Source organism: Verrucosispora sp. NA02020 (assembly GCF_013364215.1).
Lineage (GTDB): Bacteria > Actinomycetota > Actinomycetes > Mycobacteriales > Micromonosporaceae > Micromonospora.
In genome coordinates this window covers 1484644-1502211 of the sequence record NZ_CP054923.1, presented here as the reverse complement: position 1 = coordinate 1502211, position 17568 = coordinate 1484644, and the positions used below count along the sequence as shown (strand labels likewise).

Genomic DNA, 17568 nt, shown 5'->3' with positions numbered 1-17568 from the left:
ATCGGTGGACTAATAAGGACAAGATGGTGGTTTCGCTGCGTGGCCGGACGGCGACGTGCGGGTGACTGTGACGCCACCGGCGACGGTGACGCCAATCAATCGAGCGGGTGTGCCGGACGCCCGCCCGCGACCGATGCGGCGACGCCGAGATCCGGGACTACGCCAGGGAACGCGAGATGAGCCACGCACCACCGCGCCGCCGAGACCGACACCTCGTCGACCGGCTGCTCGACGGCGACCCGGTCGCCCTGCGCCGGGCCGGCCGGATCGCCGCGCCCCTGCGCGCGGCCCGCGCCCCCGCCCGGCGCGACGAACTGGCGGGAGAGCAGGCGGCGGTGGCGGCCTTCCGTGCCGCCGCCCGCCGCCCGACCACCCCCACGCTCAGGGCGACTCGACGGAGTTGATCCGGAACTTGTGCACCTCGGCACCGACGATGGCGACCTGCTGCTCCGGCTCCGGACCGGCACCGCGGAAGTCCAGCAACTGCTCGTCGGACTCCCACCGCTCGTAGACGTTGATCCGCCCCGGCTCGACCACGTCCGGGCTGATCGAGAAGTCGACGCAGCCGGGCGCCGAGCGGGCCGCCCGCACGATCTCGGCGCAGGTGGCAAGGTAGTCGTCCCGCTCGGCCGGATCGACGTAGAGCGTGCCGGCGACGATCAGCAAGGGGGCCTCCGGAAGATCGTGGAGTCGACGATGTCAGTCATACTCCCCCGCTCCGACGGTTTCCGCCCGCCGATCGCCACCCCGGGTCAGGCCCGATTGATCGCGTTCGCGTGGATGGCCTCGGCCAGGTACGCGGTCAGCCCCGGGGCGATCGCCTCGTAGTGGGCGGTGAACCGCTCGTCGGCCAGGTACATGTCGGCCAAGCAGGTGTGCATCTCGTACGAGCACTCGTAGAACGACTGGCTGATCTGCCGGCGGTGCTCCTCGGCCAACTCGCGCGCGTCCGGTCCGTCCGCCGGTGCACCGGACTCCATCAGCGCGACGGTCCGCCGCCCCCAGTCCTCGCTCTCGGCCTTGATCCGCGCCCAGTCCTCCTTCGTGTAGCGCGACACGCGCCGGTTCGACTCCCGGTACGCCTCAGTGCCACCCCAGCGCTGCTCCGCCTCCTCGGCGTGCGCCTCCGGATCGAAGTCCCCGAACACCTCGAACCGTTCCTGCGGGGTCAATCGGATGTCCAACTTACTCGCCTCCATCGCGAACTCGATCGCCGCGACCATCTCCTGCAGGCGCTTGATCCGTACGGTCAGCAGCTCGTGCTGACGCCGCAGGTGCGCCTCCGGGTCGCTCGCCGGGTCGTCGAGGATCGCGGCGATCTCTTCCAACGGGAACCCCAGCTCGCGGTAGTAGCGGATCACCTGCAACCGCTCCAGATCGGCCTCGGAGTAGCTCCGGTAGCCCGCGCCGCTACGCCCGCTGGGCGACAACAGCCCGATCTCGTCGTAGTGGTGCAACGTCCGGACCGTCACCCCGGCCAGCCGGGCCACCTCGCCCACGCGGTACGCCATGGTTCCCTCCCTTCCTGGGAACCACGCTCCCGCCTGCCGCTACGTGAGGGTCAAGTCCGATTCTGCGACACCGCTCATACGGGGCGGACCGGACCGGCCAGGACGGTCCGCAACTCGGCCAGCGCCGCCGGGCGGCCGTAGCGGTAACCCTGCCCCTGGACACAACCGATGGCGGCCACCGCGTCGTGCTGCCGCTCGGTCTCCACCCCCTCGGCCACCACGCCGAGGTCGAAGGCGTGGGCCAGCCGGGTGACCATCTCCACGGTCGCGTACGCCCGCGCGTCGTCGGAGATCCGGGACACGAACGAGCGGTCGATCTTCAACTCGGTGGCCGGGATGCGGTGCAGGTAGCTCAGCGAGGAGTACCCGGTGCCGAAGTCGTCGATGGCGATCCGGATGCCGAGTTCGCGCAGTTGCCCCAGCCGGTCGAGCACCGCGTCGCTGCCCTCGATCAGCGCCGACTCGGTCAGCTCCAGGGTCAGCGCCCGGGGCGCCAGACCCGCCCCGGCGGTGGCCTCGGTGACCGTGGCGATCAGATCCGGGCGGCGCAGGTGCGCGGCGGCGATGTTCACCGCCACCGTCGCGCTGGGCACCCGCCCCTGCCAGGTGGCCGCCGCCCGGCACGCCTCCTTGATGACCCACCTGTCGATCGGCAGGATCAGCCCGGTCTCCTCGGCCAGCGGCAGGAACCGGGCCGGACTGAGCATGCCCAGTCTCGGGTGCCGCCAACGCACCAGCGCCTCGGCGCTGCGGACCGCCCCGGTGGCCAGGTCGACGATCGGCTGGAACTCCAGGTGCAGTTGCTCCTCGTCGACGGCCCGCCGCAGGTCGGCGATCAGTTCGGCCCGGCTCACCGCCGACTCCCGCAACGCCGGAGTACTCCGCCGGTACGCCGACTTGCCCGCCGCCTTGGCCGCGTACATCGCGATGTCGGCGTCGCGCAGCAGGTCGGTGTAGGAGATGTGCTGCGGCCCGTACTCGGCGATGCCGATGCTGGCCGACGGGTGCACCCCGACCAGCTCCTCGCCGGGCGAGGGCTGCAGCGCGGCCAGCAGCCGTTCCGCCAGGCGTTCCGGCTCGGCGGGCGGACTGCCGGTGACCAGTACGGCGAACTCGTCGCCGCCGATCCGGGCGATCATCCCGTCGTCGCCGACCGCGCGCCGCATCCGCCGGGACAGCCCGGTCAGCAGCGTGTCGCCGGTGGTGTGCCCGAACCTGTCGTTGACCTGCTTGAACCCGTCCAGGTCCAACAAGAGCACGGCGACCCGGTTCGTGCCGAGCAGCGCCGCACGCAGCCGGCGGGTGAACGCCAACCGGTTGGGCAGCCCGGTGAGCTGGTCCATGTAGGCGAGCTGCCGCAGCCGGCCGACCAGTCGCAGGTTCTCGTTGGCGGCCAGTCCCTGCCGCAGTGCGAGCGTCGCCAGAAGTGCCAGCAGCGCGATGAAGATCGGTTGCGGGATGTAGCCGTCGGGCTGGCTGGCCCACACCACCGCCACGATCGCCCCACCCACCGGCAGGTACGGCAACGCCACCCGCCACCAGGGCGGCAACGGCGACTCGGCCGCCTCGTCGGGATCGGCCCGGTAGCGGGGTGGCCCGAGCCGGGTGGCCGCCGCGATCAACAGGTAGCTCAGCGGCCAGAGCACGTCGACCAGTCGACCCGGCTGATAGGTGCCGGCGGCCACCAGCGACACGTACGCGGCGTCGCCCACCCCGCGGACGGTGAGGCTCGCGCCGAGCACCGTCAGCACCGGCCAGACCGGTCGGCTCGGACCGATCACCGCGACCAGGATGGTCAACTGCATCAGGTCGAACATGGGATAGAGCAGACCGGCGGTGCGCAGCGGCTCGTCGAGATCCGCCATCGCGACGTTGCGGAAGATCAGCATCCAGCCGACCGGGATCAGCGCCAGCCCGACGATCACCCCGTCGAGCAGCGTGCGTACCCGGCCCACCGTGGTCCGCGGGGCGGTCACCGAGGACAGCAGGGCCGTGGTGCCGGTGACCAGACCGGCCACGAACAGCAGCCCGACCGGCAGCGTGTGCGGCAGGTCCTCGCCGACCAGCCGCAGCACCGTCCAGAGTGCTCGGCCGGCCATCGCCAGAGCCATGGTCGCCGCCAGCAGCAGCCAGAACCGCCGCACCGGCGGTTGCCGGCGGGCGGCACCCACGCAGGCCGCCCCGGCCAGACCCGCGACGACGAGCGCGCCGAGGTCGCTGACCAGCGCACCGGCGGGCAGTTTCAGCAGCAGCCAGATCGCCTCGACGACCACCACCAGACCGGCGGCCGACAGCCCCGCCCAGCCGACCCGGTCCCGCCCGGGCCACCGCGCGGCAGCCCGCCCGACGTCCTCTCGCGACACAGCGCTCGCTCCGGCCCTCTCTCGTACGTGCACGTGCACCCTCGACGGCGAGGACCGGTCCCGGCAAACCCCGAAAGCCTAGCCACGCGAGCGAGGGCCCCGCCAGAGCCGCCCGGACGCCAGTCGGCAACCCGACGGCCCATCCGTCCATCCACAAACATCTTCACGTACACCGGGGGCGGCATGTAAGGAAGGGACCCTTTCTAACGCCTGGTGTATAGGAAGGGTCCCTTCCTTACATCTCGGCGGGTGGGTCGGACGTGGGCGGACCGCCGTGGGTCCACGGGGTCTCCGCCACGGTCGGGAACGTCCCGCTGGGCACGAACGCCTCGCTGAGCGTGGTGTAGCAGAGCCGCTGCCCCACCTCGGGCACGCTGCCGGGGCTCGCGGTCAGCCCGCGTCCCATCCCGCCGGAGAGCTCCAGCACCACCTCGGTCTTGCCGTCGGCAGTCGGGGTCACGAAGACCACCCGGGCCTTCTGCGCCGGTCGGGCCGGGTTGAACAAGCTCGCGCCGACCGGCACCAGCACCGGTTCGGTGGTCACCAGTTGGATGCGCGGACGCAGCACCGGTCGGCGTCCGGTGTCGTCCACCCGTGCCGGGTCGGCCAGCACCACCTCACCGACGAACGCCTCACCGGTCAGCCGGTACTCCGCCATCACCAGCGGGTCGTCGTAGGCGCGCTGCACGGCATAGCTCGCGGCGGCCCGCTCCAGACGGTGCAGCCGGCTGGCGGCCGCCACCGCGCCGTCGCGGCTGGGCTGCGGCACGCCGCCCTCGTCGACGTGCGTGGCGTGCGCGGTGAAGGCGTCCCGGTCGCCGGTCCACCGGCCCGCCACCCGGGCGCCGGGCGGCAACGCGCGCAGCAACCCCAGGCCGCGCCACATCAGGTCCCAGGTGGGCTCCAGCTGGTCACGCAGCAGCCTCTCCAGCTCCGCGTACGCCTCGGCGCGCGCCGAGGAGTCCGCGTCGGCCCCGGCGTACGCCTCGATCGCCGGGGCGAGCCGCCGGTTGTCGAAGTCGGGATCGGTGGCCGGTCCGGCGGGCGGGCAGACGGTCGGGTCCTCGGCCCGCGCCGCCGCCTCGGCACCGGTCAGCCCGGACGGCGGGGCGATCCAGCCGAGCAGCGCCGGCAGGTGCAGGTCCTCCACCGCGCTCTGCCCGGTCGCCCAGTGCATGCTCAGGGCCTGGGTCAATGCCAGCAGCGTCGACGAGCCCGGATGTTCCGCGCGTTCGGCCAGGAAGGTCAGCCAGCGGCCGAGCAGCGGCACCGACGGGGGCACCGGGTAGTCGCCGTCGATGCGACGGAACCGGGTGGCACGGCCCAGCAGCCGCAGGAACGTGACGCCCGCCGGGTTCGGCACCACCAGTTGCGGGGCGTCGAGGTACCGCTGCCGGACGTCCTTGCCCCGGTCGACCGCGACCGTCTCGGAGCCGAGCCGATGCGTGTCGATGTAGGGCAGCAGGATGTCGGCGAGCGCGGCGGCGAACCCGAACCGCTGGTCCCGGTTACGCGGCTGCGGCACGACGAGCAGGTGGCCCCGGCCCGGCGCGGTGCCGACCATCGCCGCCAGCGGGGCGTTCGCCTCACCCGCCATGGCCAGCGGCACCAGCACCAACGGCCGGGCCGACAGGTGCACGTGCCGGACGGTCGCCACCGGCTGGGCTATCCCGGCGGCCACCGCCTGCGCCGCCGCGAGCGCGCGCAGCGTACTCATGCCGGTGCTCTGCCGGGCGTGGTCGGGCCGCCCGCCGGACGCCTCACGCCGACCCGGCCAGGGCGTCGGCGCGCAGGCGGGCGGCGGTCCGCAGCAGCGCGGCGGCCTGCTCCTGCTCCGGATCGGCGGCGGGTTCACCACCGGCGAGCGCCAGCACCCGGTCGACGTCCTCGATGCCGCCGAGCGCCTCCCGCACCGGGCGGCCCAGCGCACCGGTGTTCCCACCCGCCTCGTGCCGGCAGAAGTACGCCAGCTCGCAGGTCGCCAGGCAGTCGGGGGCGTAGCGGGCCGGCACCGTGCCCAACGAGGCGAGCAGCGCCGACGGGTCGGCACCCGGGTCGGCGGTGAAGTCGACCGGCACGTCGTCGAGCAGCGTGTCCAGCCGGTCCATCCGGCCCAGTTGCCGGCGTACCACCAGCAGTTGTTTGCGCACGTCGAGCAGGTGCGCCACCGGCTGGTTGGTGAAGTCGCGCGGACAGACCAGCACCACCTCGTGCGACACCGACTCCGGCGGTCGGCCGGCGGCGACGAGCAGGTCCCGCAGGGCCAACACGTACACCGCCGACTGGATCGCGGCGGCGGCCAGCTTTGCCGGGTCGGCCTGACCGTCGATCACCGGGAAGGACTTGACCTCGACCACGTGGAACCGGCCGCCGAGCCGGGCGGCCACCAGGTCCGGCTCCAGGTGCACCCGCTGCCCGGCGACGTCCAGGGCGAGCATCGGGTGGTCGAACAACGCGGCCGAGTCGTCGGGGCCGTCCGGCGCGGTGGTCAGGAGCGCGGCCGAGCGGCGCTGGCGGGCCGCCACGTCGTCGCCGACGCCGAGCGCCGTCCACCGCGCCGAGGCCGGCACCGGTACGCCCAGCCGCTCGGCGACCAGCCGCAGCAACTCGGCACCGTCGTCGGCCTTCACCTGCGCCTCGAACGCGTTGCCCCGGGTGATGGCGAACCGGGACTGCCCGAACCGGGCGGGAAAACCGATCCGCTCGGCCAGCAGTGGCTTGTCCACCCCGGCACCGTCCAGCACCGCCCGGCGGGTGCAGCCCGGGTTGCCGGTCAGCGCGGCGATCGTCCGGGCGTTGTGCCGACGCGGGGGGATTCCGCCCCGGATCGCGGCCAGTCGCTGCTCGCTGCTCGTCACGACAGGCCACGATAGCCGCGCGGACCCACCGACCCGGCCGACCCGCCACGACCACACGGGACCATCGCGCTACGTGGTGTTTGCGACACTGTATGCGGCATCGAGGTGTCACGATCCGAGGAGTCCCACGTCGTGTTCTCCGATCTGTACGCAACTTCCGCGCAGGTACTTCCGGTATTGATGCTCGCCTTGCTCTGGGAGTCCCGATTCCTGGAGCGAATTCAGACGCAACCGCGACGGCCACGGAGTGAGGACCCGGTGCACGGCGTACGGTTCTGGACCAGACGCCGAGTCGGTCTCTACGCCGGTTTCGTGGCGACCACGAGTGTGCTCGGCACCGCCCTCGCAGTCCTGGTGCTGGCCGGCGCACTGCCGGACGTCCCGGCGCTGCGGATGCTCGTCTGCGGGTGCATCCTGTTGGCACTGGCCACCTTGCTGACCCGCACGCTGATCGACATCGCGCAGGCCACCGCCCCGACGGCGCATCCGTCGGCGGCCGTCCCGGAACCCCGCCCAGCGCGCGATGTCGGAAAGGAGACAGCCGAGCAGTCGCGGGGATAAGGTCCACTTCGGACATCGGTGATCTATCGCCCGCATTATCGGCTCCACGCCGAAAACAAAGGGCAACTCGGCCCTTGCCTCGGCCGGTAACCTGGCCTTTACACAACCGTCGGAAACGTTCGACAGACCGGATGGTCCATGACCCATCTTCCACTGCCGGGCGATAATCAGCGCCGCCGCATCGAGAGGGAGCTGGTCGACATGCTCGCCGCGATGCCGCTGATGGGGCATGCGGACAGTCGCCGGCAAATGGTGCAGCGTCTGCGCCGGGAACTGCACCACGGCGACCGGCTCGACGACGTGGCCAATCCTCGGGGCCAGAGCCTGGAGATCGCGAACGCCTGCCTCGGCGAGCCGCCCGAGGTGGACACGCTGGTCGAGCTGGTGCGGTTGTTCGATCCCGCCGCCGACGAGCTGCCCGACCTGGAACGGCTGCGCTACGAGGCGGACGCGATCGGCGTCCTTGCCGACAGCGACTGGGCCGAGCTGCGGACCGCTCTGCTGGCCGTCCGGCTGGCTCCGCTGACGCGGCTGTTGCAGCGCGCCAGCGAACACAAGCTCGCCAGCCTGCCCCCGTGGTGCGCCAACGCGTGGGACGTCTTCGTCTATCTCACCGGGCAGAACGCCCCGCCGCGCGGACTGCCGCCGGGCATGCTGTTCCTCGCCCTGCTCGAGAACGAGGTGGACTCCGGGACCGCGACGCTGATCCGTCGGCGCAACCGGCAGGAGGCCACCTCACTCGGCCTCACCGAGGAGCTGGACCGACGCCGGGTCCTGGTCAACGCCGGGGGCGAGGCGACGACGCGGTACGCGTACCTGGTCATCCAGATCGAGAACGACCTGGAGCCGGGCAGCGAGCGGTACACGGTGTCGCACTACCGGCAGTGGCACGGCGGCGGCGAGTGGAACTCGAAGCTGCGCGGACGCATCCCCGAGGTCGGCTACGACGACCTGGAGTCCACCGTGGAGCAGATCGTCCACCAGATGGAGGTCGAGTGGGCGGACCGCCCGGCCGAGGTGGCGGTGGAGCTGGTGCTCCCCATCGAGCTGCTCAACGAGGACGTGCCCTGGTGGCGCAAGGAGCGCGCCAGTCAGTACCTCGACCAGAAGGTGCTGGCGATGGACTACCCGGTCGTGGTGCGCAGCCTGGACCGGTTGCGCACCACCTCCTGGCGTCGGGCGTGGCTGCTGCGCTGGGACCGGCTCCAGGCCGAGCCGTGGAACAGCGGGCTCTATCGCAGCGCGCCGGACGGCCCCGGCTACCTGACCCGGATGGAGGCGGACCTGAACTCCGACCAGAGCCTGGCCACGGTGGTGCTGAGCGCACCGCCCACGACCGATGCCGAGGCGACCGTCAAGGAGATCATGACCGCGCTCCGGGCCGGCCTGCCGGTGGTCGTCTGGCACCGCACCGCGCCCACCGACACGGACTTCTGGGACGAGATCCGGTCGATGACCGCCCGCGCCGGTGTGGTGCGCCTGCCGGAGCTTGCCAAACGGTCCCGCCTGTCGGCGTTACAGGCCCCGCCGCCCGAGCAGGAGCGGCACCACGGCCGGCACCTCGTCGTCCTCTGGGACGACCCGTACCGCACACCGGAACTGGACACGCACCACGGCACCCCGGAGGTGACCGGATGACGGACCCGACCAGGGCGCCGATCGGCTGGCGCATCTACACCGGCCTCGGACACGCCGTCGACGCCGCCGAACGCGACCGACGGTGGCCGGCACCGCCGCGCTGGCGGGCCTTCGACGGCGGTCCGGACGAGCCACCACCGCCCCAGGAGGACCCGGAGCTGGGCCGCCGGCTGGGCGAGCCGATCGTCTCGCACCCGGCAGACGAGTACGAGGTCGACGTGGTCAACGCCGCGCTGCACCTGCGGCGGCCCCTGCTGGTGACCGGGCGCCCGGGGACCGGTCGGTCCAGCCTGGCCTATCGGATCGCCCGGGAGCTGCGGCTCGGCCGGGTGCTGCGCTGGCCGGTGACCACCCAGGTGAGCCTGCGCCACGGGTTGTACGACTACGACGCCGTCGGGTTGGTCCAGGCCACCGGCCGGGCGGCGGCACAGGGCCCGGACGCTCCGCCGCCCCAGGTCGGCGACTACGTCCGCCTCGGACCGCTCGGGACCGCGCTGCTGCCGTACGGGCTGCCCCGGGTGTTGCTCATCGACGAGCTGGACCAGAGTGACATCGACCTGCCGCAGCAGTTGCGCAGTGTCTTCGAGGACGGTGGGTTCGAGATCCCGGAGCTGGTCCGGGTCGCCGGTCGCACGCCGGAGGCGACGGTGCACACCGCCGACCCGGGGCGGACCGCCACCGTACGCGGCGGACGGGTGGCCTGCCACGAGTTCCCGCTGGTGGTGATGACGTGCAGCGAGGACCGCGACTTCCCGGCGGCGTTCCTGCGGCACTGCCTGCGCCTGCGCCTGCCCGAGGCGGGCGAGGCGGGGCTCGCCTCGATGGTCGCCGCGCACTTCCCGGACGGCGCGGAGGGATCCACCGAACTCATCCAGGAGTACCTCTCCCGGCGTGGCGAGTGGGATCCCCCGGCGGTGGACCAACTGCTCGACGCCGTCCACCTGCGCACCTCCGGCGCCTTCACCCCACAGGACCGGGGTGAGTGGCGGCGGCTGATCGAGGCACTGTGGCGTCGGCTGCCGCCGGACGGCACCGAGTGACCGGTTCCGGCGGTGGGCTCACCCGCGCCGAACTGGCCGACTCGATCTGGCTGGCCGCCCGCCTCGGGCCCGGCGCCGGGCTCGCCGGACCACCCGGCACCGCGCTCACCGCCGACCCGTCCCGCCCGGACGGCGGCCCGCCGCTGTCGGAGGTCCTGCACCCGTTCCGGCAGTTGGTGCCCGGGCGCGAACGCTACGAGTTCGACGAGGACGGCACCGCCGAACACCTCGCGGCGGGAGTGGCCTGGCCGGTCCTGCGGCGCACGCCCCGCGCCGGCTGGGACGCCGTGGTGGTCGTCGACGACCACCTGTCGATGGCCGTCTGGTCCGGCCGGATCCGCAGCTTCGTCAAACTGCTGCGCCGGCACGTCGCCTTCCACGACGTACGCGTCTGCCGGCTGGTCACCGACACCACGGACCCGGCCGGGGTGGTGCTGCGCGGCCGACGCGGCGGCCCGGTCGCCGGTCCGTCGACGGCGTTGCCGCCGGTCGGCCGCCGCCGCCTGGTGCTGGTGCTCAGCGACGGGGCCGGACCGGCCTGGCACTCCGGTGCGGTCCTTCCGCACCTGCACGAGTGGGCGAGCCGGCAACCCGTGGCGATGGTGCACCTGCTGCCCCAACAGATGTGGCACCGCACCGGCGTGCAGCCGCTGCGGCTGCGCCTGCGGGCCGCCGCACCGGCGACGGCCAACTCGCGGTGGGAGTGGCGTCACCACAACACGCTCCAGGCGCTGCTCGCCGAGGAGCCCCGACCTGCCGGCGGGCCGGTGCCGGTGCCGGTGGTGGAGCTGCGCCCGCGCTGGCTGGCGGCCTGGGTGGAGCTGCTCGCCTGCCGGGCACCACGCTGGATCGACATGCCCGCCCTGCTCACCACCGACCGACCGGCCCCGGACCGGACGCCCCGGCCCACCGTCGGGCCGGACGCCGCCCGACGGGTGCGCGAGTTCATCTCGTGGGCCTCGCCGGAGGCGCTGCGCCTGGCCACCCACCTGGCCGCCGCGCCACTGGACCGGTCGGCCGTCCGGGTGGTGCAGCGGACGCTGCTGCCCCGGTCCACCACCCTGCACCTGGCCGAGGTGCTGACCAGCCCGCTGGTGCGGACCGTCGGCACCGGTGACGACCGCACCTTCGAGTTCCTCCCCGGCGTACGGGCCGAGTTGCTGGCGGCCGGTCGCCGCGCCGACACCGTACGGGTCTGGCAGCTCCTCTCGGCCCGGCTCGGACGGGTCCGTCCCGCGATCGCGCACTGGGGACGGGTGCTCGACGACCCGGCGGGTGTCGAGATTCCGACGGTGGCCCCGGCCGACGTCGCGCTGGTCCGGATCGAGCAGGACGTGATGCGGGCGCTCTCCGGGCGGTACCTTCCCCGGGCGCGGCTGCTCGGCGAGGCGCTGGCAGCGGTCGACCAGGAGGGCGGCACCGAGCCGGTCGTCAGGACTCCCGCACCTGCCGGTCGGGATGCGATGATAGCTGTCGGCGCTGATGCCGACGCAGACCGTAGCGTAGGTACCGAAGGAGCCGGCTTGTCGTCCAGCACTCCCGCAGACGCCACCGCCCCAGCCCGCACCCCGGCCGTCTGGGGCAACATCCCGCCGCGGAACCCGAACTTCACCGGCCGCAAGGAGCCGCTCGCCCTGCTGCACCGGCAGGTGCGCGGCGGCACCACGGCAGTCCTGCCGCACGCCCTGCACGGGATGGGCGGCGTCGGCAAGTCCCATCTGGCCGTCGAGTACGTCTACCAGCACCAGGGCGAATACGACCTGGTCTGGTGGATCCCGGCCGAGCGGCCCACCCAGATCAACGCCTCCATCGTGGAGCTCGCGGCGCGGATGAACCTCGCCTCCGGGCCCGACATCGGCAGCGCCCGCGTCGCCGTCCAGGAGGCCCTACGGCTCGGTCGGCCGCACCCTCGCTGGCTCCTCGTCTTCGACAACGCCGAGAGCCCCGAGGCGTTGGTGCCGTACCTCCCCACCGGCGGTTCCGGCGACATCATCATCACGTCCCGGAACCCGGGCTGGGCCAACGTCGCCCGCACGTTGGAGGTCGACGTCTTCCCCCGGGAGGAGAGCATCGAGCTGTTGCGCCGCCGGGGTCCGGAGCTGACCATCGAACAGGCGGACCGGCTGGCCGAGGCGCTCGGTGACCTGCCGCTCGCGTTGGAGCAGGCGGCGGCCTGGCGGGCCGAGACCGGCATGCCGGCCGAGGAGTACCTGCGACTGTTCGAGGAGAAGCGCATCGAGCTTCTCGAACAGGCCCCGCCGATGGACTATCAACTGCCCGTAGCCGCCGCGTGGAACGTCTCGCTGGACCGACTCGTCGTCTCCAATCCGGCCGCCTTCCGGCTCCTACAGGTCTGCTCGTTCCTCGCCCCGGAGCCCATCCCGCGCACCCTGTTCAGCGGCGCGCAGAACGACGACATCCACCCGGAACTGAACGCCGCGCTGCGCGACCCGATGCGGCTCAACCGCGCGATCCGCGACATCAACCGGTACGCGCTCGCCCGGGTCATCCACCGGACCAACTCGATCCAGATGCACCGGCTGATCCAGGCCGTCCTCATCGACCGGATGGCCCGGCCGGACCGGGAGACCGTCCGCAACAGCGCGCACCTGCTGCTCGCCTCCGGCGACCGCAACGACCCCGACTCGCCGGCCAACTGGGCCAGTTACGCCGAGCTGTACCCGCACGTGATGGCCTCCGACGCGGTGCACTCCCACCAGCCGTGGGTGCAGCAACTGGTCTTCAACGAGGCGCGGTATCTCTACTGGTGGGGCGACTTCACCGCGTCGCTGGAACTGGCCGAACAGGCGTGGCGGGCCTGGAGCAGCAGCCTGGGCGAGGACGCACCGATGACGCTCACCATCGGCCACTGGCTCGGCTTCATGCTCTACCGCCTGGGCCGGCACCGCGAGGCGGCCCAGCACAACGCCCGCATCCTGGAGCTCTACCAACGCAGCACCGTCGAGGACACCGAGGAGCTGTTGCGGGCCATCGGCCAGGTGGCGGCCGACCTGCGGGCGTCCGGGGACTTCCGTCGCGCCCTGGAGATGGACGAGGACCTCTACCAGCGGCACATCCAGGCGCTCGGCGAGGACGACCCGAACACGCTCAACGCGGCGCACAACCTGGCGGTCAGCCTCCGCCTGACCGGTGACATCCGGCGCGCCTACGAGGTCGACCGGGCGACGTACGACCACCGGGTGCTGCTCTTCGGCGAGGACCACGCGCAGACGCTGGAATCCCACCTCAACCTCATCATCGACCGCCGGGAACTCGGCGAGTACCTCCCCGCCCGGGCCGAGATGCAGAACGTCGTGGACCGGCTGCCCCGGGTCTGGGGCTCGGCGCAGACGCAGACGTTGACCGCGCGACGGCGACTGGCCTCCGCGATCCGCAAGGCCGGTGACCACCGCGCGGCCCTGGCGCTCTCCCAGGAGGTACGCGACGGCTTCGCGGCCCGCTTCGGCGAGCACCACCCGGACACCCTGCTGGCCGCCTTCGGTCTGGCCGTCGACCTGCGTGCCACGGGTGACCTGGAGGCCGCCGCCACGCTCACCGCCGAACTCGTCGGCTGGTATCGGGAACTCTTCGACTCCGACCATCCCTACACGGTGGCGACTCAGCTCAACGGCGCGATCGTGGACCGGTTGCGCGGCGACGTGGCGCGCGCCCGCAGCACCAACGAGAAGGGGTCGGCGGTGCTGACCCGGCGGCTCGGGCCGGACCATCCGCTGACCCTGGCCGCAATGATCAACCTCGGCAGCGATCTCTACGCGCTCGGGGAGCACGCCGCCGCGTACGACCTCGACCGGCGCACCGCCGACCGCTGCGCCGAGGTCTTCGGGCCGGACCATCCCACCACGCTGATCTGCCTCGGCAATCTCGCCCAGGATCTCGTCTCGCTCGATCGGGAGGAGGAGGCGAACAGCCTGCACGTCGCGATCAGCGAGAAGTTCGCCCGGGTGCTCGGCGAGGAGCACCCGGCCACCGTGGCCGGCACCGACCTGACCATCCGGGGCGACTGCGACCTGGACCCGATGCCGTTGTAGCGGCCTCCGGAGAGCCGGGGTGGCGGCCTCCACCCCGGCATCCGGCTCTCAGTGCTTGCCGGCGCCGATCCAGGCGGCCAGTTCCAACGGCTCCGGCACCGGAGTGCCCTGGTCACGCAGCCCGAGGTAGACCGCACGGACCAGTTCCGGCCGGTCGCGAAGCGCGTCGGCGGCCGGTCCCGGGTAGATGTCCCCGGCGGTCTGGCCGAGACCGGCCCAGGCGGCCGGCGAACCCGGTTCGGTCGACAGCGCCCTCAGGTAGCCCGCCTGGGCCTGCGCCACCTCGCCACAGACGTGGGCCAGTTCGGCCGGCCCGGCGCCGGAGACCCGCGCGCCGACCGCCGACGCGTCGGTACGGAGCCGGTCGAAGCCCTCCGGGTCGGTGATCCGCCACAGCTCCAGCACCGCACGGGTGTCGAGACGGCGGGCGGCGGCGTCCGCCTCGACGGTCGGCGCGACATCTGGCGCGGTGGGCACGGGCTGTCCCGCTATCCACGCCGCGACCACCGCCGACACCACCTCGGGGGCGGGCCTCAGGTGGTGGGTGCGCCACCGCGCCCGGTGGTCGGCCACCGCTGCCCGCGCCGCCGCGAGCGGGTCCGCCGGCACCGGCTCCTCCTGCCACCCCAAGGCGGTGGTGGTCAGTCCCTCGACCAGGTGCCGCCCGACGTCGGTGAGCTGCGGCAGGTCGCGCATCATCCGCAGGGTCGCCCACACCTGCTCCCGCCACCGGGCGAACTCGAAGTGCGCCAGCCCGGCGGCGGTGCCGGTCGCCACCTGCCGGTACGCCCGCCAGAACTCGACGATCCCGACGAAGGCGTACACGCCCTGGATCAGACCGCCGAGCGGGCGGGGATCGTCGCGCCAGGGCGCGTACAGCCGGTGCGGCGGTTCGCCCTCGATCAGTGGGGCCAGGTGCAGCAGTCCGCCGAGCTTGATGTGCTGGAACTCGTGGACCAGCGTGACCGCCAGCTCGGGAGCGTCCTCCGGCTCGGAGACGATCATGCTGCCGAAGGCGTCGCCCGCCGAGGCGCTCATGGTCCGGAACCGTTCGGCGGCCGGTTGGGGCACCACCGAGGTCAGGCCCCGGGCGATCGGCACCGCCAGGTCCGGGCAGGCCCGCACCAGCAGTGCCCACGCCTGGTCGAGCAGTTCCCGCCACCGCCGCACGTCGGCGGCGATGTCCAGGTGCGGCGCGGTGGGCGTACGCAGGTTGCGGTAGGGGTCGATGAAGTCGAGCGTGACCTCCAGGGTGTGCCCGCCGGCCGTGGAGCGTACGGTCGGCAACGGCACCCAGCCGTCGGTGCCACCGCCGGTGGCGTCGAACTCGACGACCGTGCCGGCCACGGTCACCGTGGCCCGCCCGTCCCCGCCGACGATCTCCGCCTCGTCCCACTCGTGGGCCTTGGGGACCCGGGCACCGCCGAGCGTCGGCAGGACGACGAAGCCGTCCCGCACCGGCACCCGCATGGTGAAGTCGCATCCGGTGCGGACGGCCGCAGCCACCGCCAGTGCGTGCAGGTACCCGAGGTCCACCCAGAGCGGGCCGGTGGCGGTGACCGTGGTGCCCCGCATCCGGCGCAGCGCGTACCCGGCCCAGGTGCCGACCTGCGGATGCAGGATCAGCTTCTCCACGACCTCGCGGTCGCGTCGCTGCGCGGCGACGAGCAGCCGCCATGCCTCGGCGACCGGCGGCAGCGGGCCGGTGGCGTCGGGTACGCCGGCGGCGGCGTCCAGGACCGCCCGCAGTTGGATCTTGCGCCAGCTGCTCTCGGCAGCCAGCAGTTCGGCGATGGTGTCGGCGTCAGCGGACCCGGTGGCCAGGGCCCCGAAGTGGCGTGGGTCCAGGCGATGGCGCGCGGGTCGACCGACCGGCTCCGCCGCCAGATGGTGAGCGGTCACAACTTCTCCAAGGAAGGCCGGCCCCGTCAGTCGAGACGCTGGGGATTGTAGCCACTGGTGATACTTTCGGGATCGTCGACACGACGGAGGAGTCGCCGCATGATCGGGCCGAGAATCTCCTGGTCATAGTCGACCAGGAGATCAAGAGACACATCCGCGAGATCGACGAGTTCCGAGTCGACCTCGACAGCGAACGGTTGATTCACCGGCATACCATTACCACACTCCGCGCCCGATGAGGGCAATGGACGCGGCAGAACGCGCATTCGTCGGTGAATGGACCGATAGCACCCGGGATGTCACCGCCACCGATCCCCCAACACCCCCGCGCTGTGATCGTCGCCGCAGGTCAGAGCGGTTCTTGACGGTCCAGTCGGGTCGCCTGCGCGCGCCTCGGGTTGAGGGACGACCGCAGCCGGTCCACGGCCCGCTCACCGGTCGTGTCGATTTCGGCGGCGGAGCGCGAAATGCGCTGCTCACCACAATGGACCGTGGTCCACATCCGGTGGCGCGGTGGTGTTAGCGTGATCTCGTGTCCGGAACAGCCGTCGTGTTCGTACACGGATTCTTGTCCTCGGCCGACACCTGGGGAGAATTCGTCCGACTCGTTGCCCAGGACGACGCCCTGACCGGCCTTCACGTGCACACCTTCGGGTACGAATCGCCGTTGGTCTCGCTCAATCCGCTACGCCGGATACCGCACATCGACGACATCGCCGACGACCTGCGCACCTACCTGTCCCAGGACCTGGCCGACCACTCCCGGCTCGCGCTCGTCTCGCACAGCCAGGGCGGTCTGGTGGTCCAACGGGCCCTGGCCCGGATGCTCGCCGACAACCCCGGCGAACTCGACCGCCTCCGCCTGGTGCTCATGTACGCCTGTCCGAACGCCGGGTCGGACCTGGCCCTGCCGCTGCGCCGGAGCTTGCTGCGCTGGCACCCACAGGAGGCGGACCTGCGCCCGTTGCGCGCCGCCGTGCTGGACGCCCAACGGGTGGTGCTCCGCCAGATCGTCCACGCGCCGCAGCCGACCGTCCGGGTCAAGGTCTACGCCGGTGCCAGCGACGGCGTGGTCCCGCCCGCCTCGGCTCGCAGCGTCTTCCCGGACGCGGGCGTACTGCCCGGCGACCACTTCTCCATCATCCAGCCGGATTCCCACGAACACCGCTCCTATGTGGTGCTGCGGCGGGCCCTGCTCGCCCTCGACGATCCCGCACCCTCCCCCGAAGCACTCCCGGACGTCCGCGACCCGGACACGGGAACGCCGCAGACCGCCGGGCCGGCGGTGGAGCCGACCGGTGACGAGTACGCCGAACTGGTCCGGCTCCTGCTCGACCTGCCCAACATCCACGATCCGTCGTTCCGGCAGCAGCTCTACTCGCTTCTGCCCCGGCCGGTGCAGGAGCAGTTGCCGCGCAGCCCGGTGGCCCGGTTGGAGCTGATCGGGATGCTGAGCACGCTGTGGCGCTACCGCCACCTGGACGGCTGGCAGGCCCTCGGCGCAGGTCTCACCGCGCTCGTCCCCGACCACCCGGCCACCGTCGCCCTGCTCGCCCGGCTCGACACCCTCGCCCGGCCGATGTAAGGAAGGGCACCCTGCTAACGCCTCGGGTAGAGCAGGGGTCCCCTCCTCACAGCCGGACGAC

Annotated in this window: 13 protein-coding genes; 6 read left to right on the top strand and 7 right to left on the bottom strand. The window is 72.5% G+C overall.

The features are described from left to right. Positions 1–176 precede the first annotated feature (176 nt). On the top strand, positions 177–404 hold the full coding sequence (locus tag HUT12_RS06480; protein ID WP_176092807.1) for a hypothetical protein: 228 nt from the start codon (positions 177–179) through the stop codon (positions 402–404). Here HUT12_RS06480 and HUT12_RS06475 read toward each other — a convergent pair. The 5 genes from HUT12_RS06475 to HUT12_RS06455 form a co-directional block, all read right to left on the bottom strand. Beyond that, entirely contained in the window at positions 382–666 is a 285-nt protein-coding gene (locus HUT12_RS06475; protein ID WP_131051627.1) for a putative quinol monooxygenase, read from the bottom strand. The genes HUT12_RS06480 and HUT12_RS06475 overlap by 23 nt on opposite strands. 86 nt (positions 667–752) lie before the next feature. After that, positions 753–1511 (bottom strand): MerR family transcriptional regulator, encoded by a 759-nt coding sequence (locus HUT12_RS06470; RefSeq protein WP_131051626.1) that lies wholly within the window; start codon positions 1509–1511, stop codon positions 753–755. A gap of 74 nt (positions 1512–1585) precedes the next feature. Continuing rightward, a complete protein-coding gene (locus HUT12_RS06465; RefSeq protein ID WP_176092806.1) occupies positions 1586–3874 on the bottom strand; it encodes a bifunctional diguanylate cyclase/phosphodiesterase in 2289 nt (762 codons plus the stop codon). Between the two features lie 235 nt (positions 3875–4109). Then, a complete protein-coding gene (locus HUT12_RS06460; protein WP_176092805.1) occupies positions 4110–5591 on the bottom strand; it encodes a hypothetical protein in 1482 nt (493 codons plus the stop codon). Positions 5592–5634: 43 nt separating this feature from the next. After that, complete coding sequence (locus HUT12_RS06455; protein WP_176092804.1) at positions 5635–6732, bottom strand: hypothetical protein; 1098 nt, start codon at positions 6730–6732, stop codon at positions 5635–5637. Positions 6733–7044: 312 nt separating this feature from the next. Between HUT12_RS06455 and HUT12_RS06450 the strand changes: the two genes are divergently transcribed. The 4 genes from HUT12_RS06450 (at position 7045) to fxsT (ending at position 14020) form a co-directional block, all read left to right on the top strand. Further along, positions 7045–7293 carry a hypothetical protein gene (locus HUT12_RS06450; RefSeq protein WP_131051623.1) on the top strand — a complete coding sequence of 83 codons (249 nt, stop codon included), beginning with the start codon at positions 7045–7047 and terminating at the stop codon, positions 7291–7293. Between the two features lie 138 nt (positions 7294–7431). Further along, entirely contained in the window at positions 7432–8931 is a 1500-nt protein-coding gene (locus HUT12_RS06445) for a hypothetical protein (RefSeq protein WP_131051622.1), read from the top strand. Continuing rightward, positions 8928–9971, top strand: a complete 1044-nt coding sequence (locus HUT12_RS06440) for an ATP-binding protein (RefSeq protein ID WP_131051621.1) — start codon at positions 8928–8930, stop codon at positions 9969–9971. The genes HUT12_RS06445 and HUT12_RS06440 overlap by 4 nt, the downstream gene beginning before the upstream one ends. Further along, entirely contained in the window at positions 9968–14020 is a 4053-nt protein-coding gene (gene fxsT / locus HUT12_RS06435) for an FxSxx-COOH system tetratricopeptide repeat protein (protein ID WP_176092803.1), read from the top strand. Before HUT12_RS06440 ends, fxsT begins: the two co-directional genes overlap by 4 nt. 48 nt (positions 14021–14068) lie before the next feature. Here the strand turns inward: fxsT and HUT12_RS06430 are convergent, their stop codons facing one another. After that, the gene (locus HUT12_RS06430; RefSeq protein WP_176092802.1) at positions 14069–15922 is read right to left on the bottom strand and encodes an HEXXH motif domain-containing protein; all 1854 of its coding nucleotides are present in this window, start codon (positions 15920–15922) and stop codon (positions 14069–14071) included. A gap of 26 nt (positions 15923–15948) precedes the next feature. Further along, positions 15949–16128 carry a hypothetical protein gene (locus HUT12_RS06425; RefSeq protein ID WP_117228938.1) on the bottom strand — a complete coding sequence of 60 codons (180 nt, stop codon included), beginning with the start codon at positions 16126–16128 and terminating at the stop codon, positions 15949–15951. 326 nt (positions 16129–16454) lie between these two features. Here HUT12_RS06425 and HUT12_RS06420 point away from each other — a divergent pair, with 326 nt between their 5' ends. Beyond that, the gene (locus HUT12_RS06420) at positions 16455–17507 is read left to right on the top strand and encodes an alpha/beta fold hydrolase (protein ID WP_131055634.1); all 1053 of its coding nucleotides are present in this window, start codon (positions 16455–16457) and stop codon (positions 17505–17507) included. Positions 17508–17568: the final 61 nt, after the last annotated feature.